The organism is Modestobacter altitudinis (genome assembly GCF_005930475.1).
Taxonomy (GTDB): Bacteria; Actinomycetota; Actinomycetes; order Mycobacteriales; family Geodermatophilaceae; genus Modestobacter; species Modestobacter altitudinis.
On the sequence record NZ_SJEW01000026.1, the window covers coordinates 54,625 to 61,892 of the forward strand.

Below are 7,268 nucleotides of genomic sequence, written 5' to 3' on the forward strand. Positions count from 1 at the left end.
GAGTAGACACTTGGTGAGTAGCCGCGCGGCGGTTCTTGCGGTGGGAACGCTCAGACGTCGTGCGGTGGCTGCCGGTCGTGCCAGCGCAGCACGCGGAGAGCCCGCAGGGTGTTCCAGCGGCTGGGCTGCCCGTCGCCGTCCTCGAGCGGGAAGTGGACGGCGCCGGGATGGGTGGCCTCCAGGAGCCACCGGCCGTCCGGCTGCTGCTTGCTCCGCACCACCGCGACCGCCTCGGCCAGCCGCTCGTCCCGACTGCCGGCCGTCCGGAAGTGGTCCAGCGCCCGCAGCACGTCGTGGTGCCACTGCGGCGGGAACGAGAACTGCAGGTAGCCGTCCTGAGCGGGCTGGCCGGTGCTCCTGCGGCGGAACAGCGACCGCTCGAGCAGGTACTCCTCGCCGCGCTGCCGGGCGGCCCGGGTCTGCGCGGTGCCCCGGCCGGCCTGCTCGTACGCCAGCAGCCCCTCCAGCACGTTGATCGTCGAGTCGAACGACGACCGGGTGGAACCGTGCTCGGTGAAGCAGTTCCAGCCGCCGTCCTCCAGCTGGTCGTCGAGCAGCCGTTGCACGACCGCCTCGACGTCCTGGCCGAAGTACGCACCGACCGCGACGACGCGGCCGTTGATGCACGGCTCCACCTCGCCGTCGAAGAAGCGCGCGCCGTCGTACTCCCAGCGGCAGTTCTCGCCGACCAGCGCGACCGTCTCCCGAGCCGCGTCCGACGCCGGGTCCAGCCCGAACTCGCGGAGCAGCGCCAGGGTGGGCAGCGTCGGCGTCCAGGGCTGGCCGCCCTCGCCGTCCCAGCCGGACGCCGGGAAGCACGCGCCGCCGGCCCACTGACCGTCCAAGTCGCGGAGCGCCAGCAGCCGGGCGCCCCACCCCTCGGTGGCCACCCGCGCCCGCTCGGCGGCCACGACGTCCTCCGGTGCGTCGGTCAGGTCGCGCAGCGCCTGCCAGCGGATGGCCGGGTCCGAGTCGGAGTCGAGCAACCAGTCCAGCGCCGTCATGCCCGGGGAACCTAGTGACCCGGCGCCCGTCGTGGCAGCACGCGCATCGGGTCAGGCCGCGTCAGCCGGGCACCGACTCCAGCTGCCGCTCGGTCGCCGGCGCTGTGGACGGCGTCCTGGCCCGCCGGGCGGTGGTCGCCAGCGCCGCCACCCACAGGCCGACGACGACCCAGCCGCCGGCGCTGCCGAGCGCGTCGGCGGCGGCGGCCACCGGGTTCGGCCGGCCGAGCCGGTCGAGCAGCCAGCCGAGTGCGGCGATCCCCGCCGTGGTCGCGCCGCCGACGCGGACGACGCGGTAGACGGCGTCCGACGGGGACAGCAGCACCAGCGCGGGCAGCACCACCGCCACCACCAGCAGCTGCACCAGCTCGATGCCCAGGTTGAAGCCCAGCAGCGAGACCACCAGCTGCGGGGTGGAGAGGTCCAGCTCAGCGAGGGTGAACGAGAAGGCCATGCCGTGCACCAGCCCGAACACGCCGGCGACCAGCGCCTCCCGGCCAGGGAAGAGCGGCCGGATGGCGTGCACGGCGCTGACCAGGATGCTCGCCGCGATCAGGGCCTCCACCGGTCGGGCGGGGAGCTCCAACCGGCCCAGTGCGCTCAGCGCGAGGGTGATCGAGTGGCCGACGGTGAACGCCAGGGTGATCCGGGTGATCGCCCCGGCCGCCCGGCGGGTGCCTGCGGGTCCACCCCAGCGACGCCGCCCGGCGAGCACCAACGGCGCGGGGAGCAGCAGGGTCAGCAGGAAGAGGAGGTGGTCGGTGCCCTCGGCGATGTGGTGCCCGCCGAGCTGCAGCATGGCCATGAAGCCGTGCCAGGCACTGGCGTCGTCTACGTCGACCTCGAGCGGCGGCACGGTCATCGCGCTCGTGTCGATCCGGATGACGCCGAGTTCGCGGCCGTCGTCGGTCCCGAGCTGACCGGCGGCCCAGTCCTGCCGGAGCGTCACGAAGACGACGTGGGTGACGACCTGGTCGACCACGACGTCGTAGTCCAACGTGAACTGCCGGACACCGACCCCGACCGGCGGGGTGAGGGTGAGCTGGGCGACCAGCTCCTGGTAGGGGCCGGTGGAGGTCTGCTCGGCGTCGCTGACCGACAGGTCACCGACCGCGACGGTCCACGCCCGCCCGTCGGTCGACGGCTGCACGTGTGCCGTCAGGTACTCCCGCAGCTGCTGCTCGTCCGCGGCGACCGCCTGCTCGGTGTCGGTGCGCAGGTCCAGCCCGGTGGCCAGGCTCAGGTCGTCGACCGGTACCTGCAGCTGCGCCCCGATGGACTCCTCGTGCACGTCGAGCTGCACCACCGTGTGCGGCATCGGGTGGGCGGACGCCGGGGCGGCGCCCACGACCAGCGCGATGCCCAGGAGCAGGGCGGTCGCGCCGGCCGTGAGCGCCGCACGGAGCAGGTGCATCAGAAGGACAGCTCGCCGCCGTAGTCGCGGGTGTGGTCCCGGTAGACCGTGTGGTAGTGGATCTGGTTCGAGATGACGACGCCGTTCTGGCAGACGAACTCGATCCACACGCTCGGCCCGTCGATGCGCACGTAGTCGCCCTGCGCGGTCAGGTCGGTGCCACCGGAGTAGGAGATGTAGGTGTCGTCCAGCTCGGACTCGTAGGTGGCCAGCAGGTCGTCGGCGGTGGCGTCGTCGGCGATCGACACCCACGGCGTCATGGCCGCCATGACCAGCTGCTTTTGATCGTCGGAGAGCTCGCTGACGGCCAGCCCCGCCTTGGTGTCGGGGAACCCGCCGTTCCCGTCGGGGCCCAGGAGCACGTCGGTGTAGGACTCGGACAGCTTGGCCGCGGCCAGCTGGTCCTCGCCCAGGCTGGCCGTGAGGGCCAGCATGCCGTCCTTCATGACGTCCAGCGGCGCGTACGGGGTGCCGTCGTCAGCGGTCCAGGTGGTGGGCTCCACGCCGACGAAGTAGGGGGTCGCACCGGCGACGACGCCGTCGACGTAGGTGATGTTGACCGCCAGGTGGTGGCCGCCGAAGTGCATCTGCCAGGTACCGGTGGTGCCCGGGGTCCCCAGGAACGCGAGGTAGTAGTTGTCGCTGGAGTAGCCACCACCACCGCCGGTACCGCCGCCTGCGCCTGCTCCGGTGTCGGTCGGGGCCGCGCCACCGCTGGGCATCGCACCGCTCGGCGGGGTCCCCCCACCCGCGCCACCGGTGGGCATCGCACCGGTCGGCGCAGCACCGCCGCCGCCTGCGCCGCCGCTGCTGCTGCCCTGCACGCTGCCCAGGTAGTCGTCGGCGAGCAGGATCTGCATCGCCTGGTCGTAGCCGGTGCCCGCGCCCGTGCCGAGTGAGGCCTGCAGCACCGCCTCCGCGGCGGTGATCTGGTCGTCGCTCAGCTCGCTGAACTGGATGCCCACCCGGCAGTCGGAGCCGCACGGCAGGTTCGACCAGGCCGTGGCGTTGTCCTCGTTGAACTCCAGCAGCACCTGCGCCGCCTGGTCGTCGTCCAGGGTGTCGACGAACGCGTCGGCGGCGTCCACGACGGACTGGACGTCGGCCGAGCCTCCTGCGGACGACGAGGCGGCACTGGAGCTCGAGGACGTGGACGACGTGTTCTCCGAGCCGCCACATGAGCTGATCAGCACCGTCATCGAGGCCAGCGCCGTCGCGGCCACCACCCGGCGGCGCGCTGAGCCGCGCAGTCGGGTCACCGTCGGCTGCCCGTCCCGAGGGCCGAGGGCCCTCGTCGATCCGTTCCGACGTCCTGACGCCTGATCACTCGTCCACCTCTCGTCCGACCGCCGAGGCGGTTCGTGCGTGCGGCGCTCCACCGGTCCGGGAGCGCCCCCGGGGCATGCGAGACCGACCGTGCCGTGTGACGCCCCGACGCTGGGGAAGGACACAGGTCTGGCTCAGCTCCTCCCAGCGATCGCCACGGACGATCGGTCCGGCACCTCGGGGAAGCGGCTGGCCTGGTCGGCCGGTGGGGACTCCTCGGGACGTCCGCCACCACGAGCAGTCTGGGAGTGCGCGATCGGACTGTCCAACACCATCTACCGGCCCCAACGATCGGAGAAGGCGATGGACCTGCGGCAGCTGGAGTGCCTGGTCGCGGTGGCGGAGGAGTCGAGCTTCACCCGGGCCGCCGCGCGGTGCCACGTCGTCCAGTCGGCGCTGAGCGCGCAGATCGCCCGGCTCGAGCGCGAGCTCGAGGTGACCCTCTTCCACCGCACCAGCCGCTCGGTGCGGCTCGCGCCGGCCGGTGAGCTGCTGCTGAAGCACGCCCGGACGCTGCTGCACGACGCAGAGGTCGCCCGGGCCGAGATGGCCGCCTTCTGCGGCCTGCTCACCGGGCAGTTGCGGCTCGGCGTGATCAGTCCCTCCGATGGGCGGATGCCCTACCTGGACGAGGCCCTGCTCGCGTTCCACGCCCGGCACCCGGCCGTGGAGATATCGGTGCAGGACACCGGCAGCCAGGTCATGGTCGAGGCGGTCCGCGCCGGCGAGCTGGACCTCGCGCTGGTCGGGCTGTACGCCGGTCAGGTCCCGGCCGGGGTCGGCCACCGTCTTCTCGACGACGAGCCGATGGTCGCTGCGGTCAACGCCGGACACCCGCTCGCGGGCCGCGGACGGGTGGGTCTGGCCGAGCTCGCCGCGACCACGAAGTTCATCGAGCCGCCGCGTGGCTCCGGCATCCGTCTCCAGGTGGACGCCGCCTTCGCCCGTGCCGGGGTCGACCGCTGTGCGGCGTTCGAGCCCGACACACCCGTCGGCGTGCTGCGCTGGGTCGCACTCGGCCTGGGGGCCGCGGTCATCCCGGCCTCCGCTCCCACGTCGGGGCGCAAGGTCATCACCCTTTCCCTGGACGATGACCAGGCCCGGCACCCGCTCGCGCTGGTGCACGGACCGCCGGGGACTGCGACACCCAGCGCACGCGTGTTCCTGGCGCTGTTGCTGGCCGAGCTGGACGGACGCTCAGCCGCGGGTGCGTGCGAGTAGCTCCTCCGCCGTCCCGGTGTTGATGACCCGGTCGGCCGGGACACCGCACTCCACCGCCCGCACGCAGCCGTTGTCCTGCCAGTCCAGCTGGCCGGGGGCGTGCGCGTCGGTGTCGATGGCGAAGTCGCAGCCCAGCTCGACGGCCTGGGTCAGCAGCCGGCGGGGCGGGTCCAGCCGCTCCGGCCGGGAGTTGATCTCCACCGCCGTCCCGTGCTCGACGCAGGCCCGGAAGACGGCGTCGGCGTCGAACTCGCTCTCCGGCCGCGGCTTCTGGGTGCCGTTGCCCTGCTGGCGGCCGATCACCAGCCGCCCGGTGCAGTGCCCCAGGACGTCGGTGTGCGGGTTGGCGACGGCGGTGAGCATCCGCTCGGTCATCGCCGCCTTGGGTGCCCGCAGCTCGGAGTGCACGCTGGCGACGACGACGTCCAGCCGGCCGAGCAGCTCGTCGGTCTGGTCCAGCGACCCGTCGACGTTGATGTCGCACTCGATGCCGGTGAGGATCCGGAAGGGCGCGAGCTCGTCGTTCAGCGCCGCGACCACGTCCAGCTGCTGTTCCAGCCGCTGCGGGGTGAGGCCGTTGGCGACGGTGAGCCGGGGGGAGTGGTCGGTCAGCGCCAGGTACTCGTGGCCGATGGAGATCGCCGCCTCGGCCATCTCGCGGATCGGGCTGCCGCCGTCGGACCAGTCGGAGTGCGCGTGCAGGTCGCCCCTGAGCGCGGCGCGCAGGGCCGCGGCGTCGTCGGCGAGCGGGGCCAGCTCGGCGTAGGTCTCCTCGAGCTTGGCGAGGTACTCCGGGACGTCGCCGCGGTGCGCCTCGACCACCACGGCCGCGGTCTTGTCGCCGACGCCCTTGAGGTCCTTGAGCGTCTTCGTGCGTACCCGCCGGTCGAGCTCGGCGTCGTCCAGGCCGGCGACGACGGTGGCCGCCGTCCGGAAGGCCTTGACCCGGTAGGACGGCTCGCGGGCGCGCTCCAGGAGGAAGGCGATCCTCCGGAGCGCGCCCGCAGGCGTGAGCTGTGCCGTCATGCCGCCCAGGTCAGCCCTTGAGCTTCTTGGCCTGCTTGGCGGCCCGCTTCTGCGCCTTCGCGGCCTTCTTGGAGGCCCGCTCGTAGCTGGCCTCGGCTGCGGCGGCCGCGGCGCCCGCGGTCTTCCGGGCGCGCCAGCCGACCGACGGCTTGCCCTCGGTGTCGACGGCGGCGAGCAGCAGCCCACCGAGCATGCCGGTGTTCTTCAGGAAGTTGCTCGTCTGGCCGAAGCGCTCCTTCGGGTCCTCGTGCTCCCAGAAGCGGTGGCCGGCGAAGGTGGTGGGCACCAGCGAGGTGGCCAGCGCGAGCGCGGAGAAGCGGGGGAACTTGCCCAGCGCGAGCAGGGTTCCGGCGGCGACGTGCACGCCGGCGTTGACCTTCACCCACTGCTCGACGTCGTGCGAGACCTCGATCGGCAGCTGCTTGTCGGCGATCTCGGTGAGCTGCTCGACGATCGGCGCTGCGCCGGGAACGCGGCTCTGCGGGTTCCGGAGGGTCTGGACCCCGCCGTAGATGAACGTGGAAGCGAGCATGGGCCGTGCGATCCGGCGGACCAACATCTGGAGACCTCTTCCCATCGGTGACGTCAGCAGGAACCTGCCCTGGTCAATGCCAGGACAACCCTGCCTTGCGACCGTAGTGAGAAGCGACCCCCGGCGCTGCGCGAACCTGCGCCGACGTCAGATGGCGGTGCGCACGCCCAGGATGTCGTCGACCGTGAGGTCCTGGGGCAGCCCGGCCAGGTGGTCGTTGAAGGGGGCCCGCCGGTCGGCCACCCGGATGCCCGCGCTGATGATGAGGGCGGCACCGACGGCGAGGATGAACCAGACGGCGACGACCACGACGGCGAACATGGGTTCTTTGTAGCGGCCCAGGCTTGGTGTCAACCCGATGTCCTGTAGGCGGAACCTGACAAAGCCTCCGCAGAGCCGTTGGGGCATCGCACAGGGATCGCGGTTGTGGCGGCATCTGGTTGGCAGAGTCAGGACGGGATGATGGACGCGTGACCAGGGAGGAGCTCGACGCGGCTCCTGCCGTGCGGGGTCGGTGGGTGCTGGCGCTCGCGCTGGTCGGCGGGCTGGTGTTCGCGATCGGGTTCGTCGTGGAGCTGCGCTGCGCGGTCGGGTCGTGCCCCGATCCCGCGGTCCGCCGGCTGTTCCGCCTCGACGCCCTGGGTGCGCTGCCGCGGCTGTTCACCACCGGGCTGCTCCTGGCCGTGGCCGTGCTCGCCGCGCTGACGGCGGTGCGGTCGGCGGGGCGGGCGCGGCTGTGGTGGGC

7 protein-coding genes and 1 pseudogene are annotated in these 7,268 nt (G+C 72.6%); 2 read left to right on the forward strand and 6 right to left on the reverse strand.

Going from position 1 to position 7,268, the window contains the following annotated elements; translation table 11 throughout:
• Positions 1-50 precede the first annotated feature (50 nt).
• The 3 genes from FHL79_RS11825 to FHL79_RS11835 form a co-directional block, all read right to left on the reverse strand.
• Positions 51-1,004 carry a prenyltransferase/squalene oxidase repeat-containing protein gene (locus FHL79_RS11825; protein WP_138758796.1) on the reverse strand — a complete coding sequence of 318 codons (954 nt, stop codon included), beginning with the start codon at positions 1,002-1,004 and terminating at the stop codon, positions 51-53.
• 61 nt (positions 1,005-1,065) lie between these two features.
• Complete coding sequence (locus FHL79_RS11830) at positions 1,066-2,418, reverse strand: HupE/UreJ family protein (protein WP_138758797.1); 1,353 nt, start codon at positions 2,416-2,418, stop codon at positions 1,066-1,068.
• Positions 2,418-3,677: a DUF3500 domain-containing protein gene (locus FHL79_RS11835; RefSeq protein ID WP_218938437.1), complete on the reverse strand. Its 1,260-nt coding sequence runs from the start codon at positions 3,675-3,677 to the stop codon at positions 2,418-2,420. Before FHL79_RS11835 ends, FHL79_RS11830 begins: the two co-directional genes overlap by 1 nt.
• A gap of 370 nt (positions 3,678-4,047) precedes the next feature.
• Between FHL79_RS11835 and FHL79_RS11840 the strand changes: the two genes are divergently transcribed.
• A complete protein-coding gene (locus FHL79_RS11840; RefSeq protein ID WP_138758798.1) occupies positions 4,048-4,965 on the forward strand; it encodes a LysR family transcriptional regulator in 918 nt (305 codons plus the stop codon).
• Here the strand turns inward: FHL79_RS11840 and FHL79_RS11845 are convergent.
• The 3 genes from FHL79_RS11845 to FHL79_RS25110 all read right to left on the reverse strand — a co-directional run bounded on the left by FHL79_RS11845 (position 4,942) and on the right by FHL79_RS25110 (position 6,844).
• Positions 4,942-5,991, reverse strand: a complete 1,050-nt coding sequence (locus tag FHL79_RS11845) for a PHP domain-containing protein (protein WP_138758799.1) — start codon at positions 5,989-5,991, stop codon at positions 4,942-4,944. The two genes, FHL79_RS11840 and FHL79_RS11845, sit on opposite strands and share 24 nt — an antisense overlap.
• A 10-nt stretch (positions 5,992-6,001) precedes the next feature.
• Positions 6,002-6,523, reverse strand: coding sequence for a DoxX family protein (locus FHL79_RS11850; RefSeq protein WP_246080678.1), 522 nt, complete (start codon positions 6,521-6,523; stop codon positions 6,002-6,004).
• Positions 6,524-6,670: 147 nt separating this feature from the next.
• Positions 6,671-6,844: a hypothetical protein gene (locus FHL79_RS25110; RefSeq protein WP_171058135.1), complete on the reverse strand. Its 174-nt coding sequence runs from the start codon at positions 6,842-6,844 to the stop codon at positions 6,671-6,673.
• Positions 6,845-6,993: 149 nt separating this feature from the next.
• Here FHL79_RS25110 and FHL79_RS11855 point away from each other — a divergent pair.
• Positions 6,994-7,268: pseudogene (locus FHL79_RS11855) on the forward strand (hypothetical protein); the annotation flags it as partial.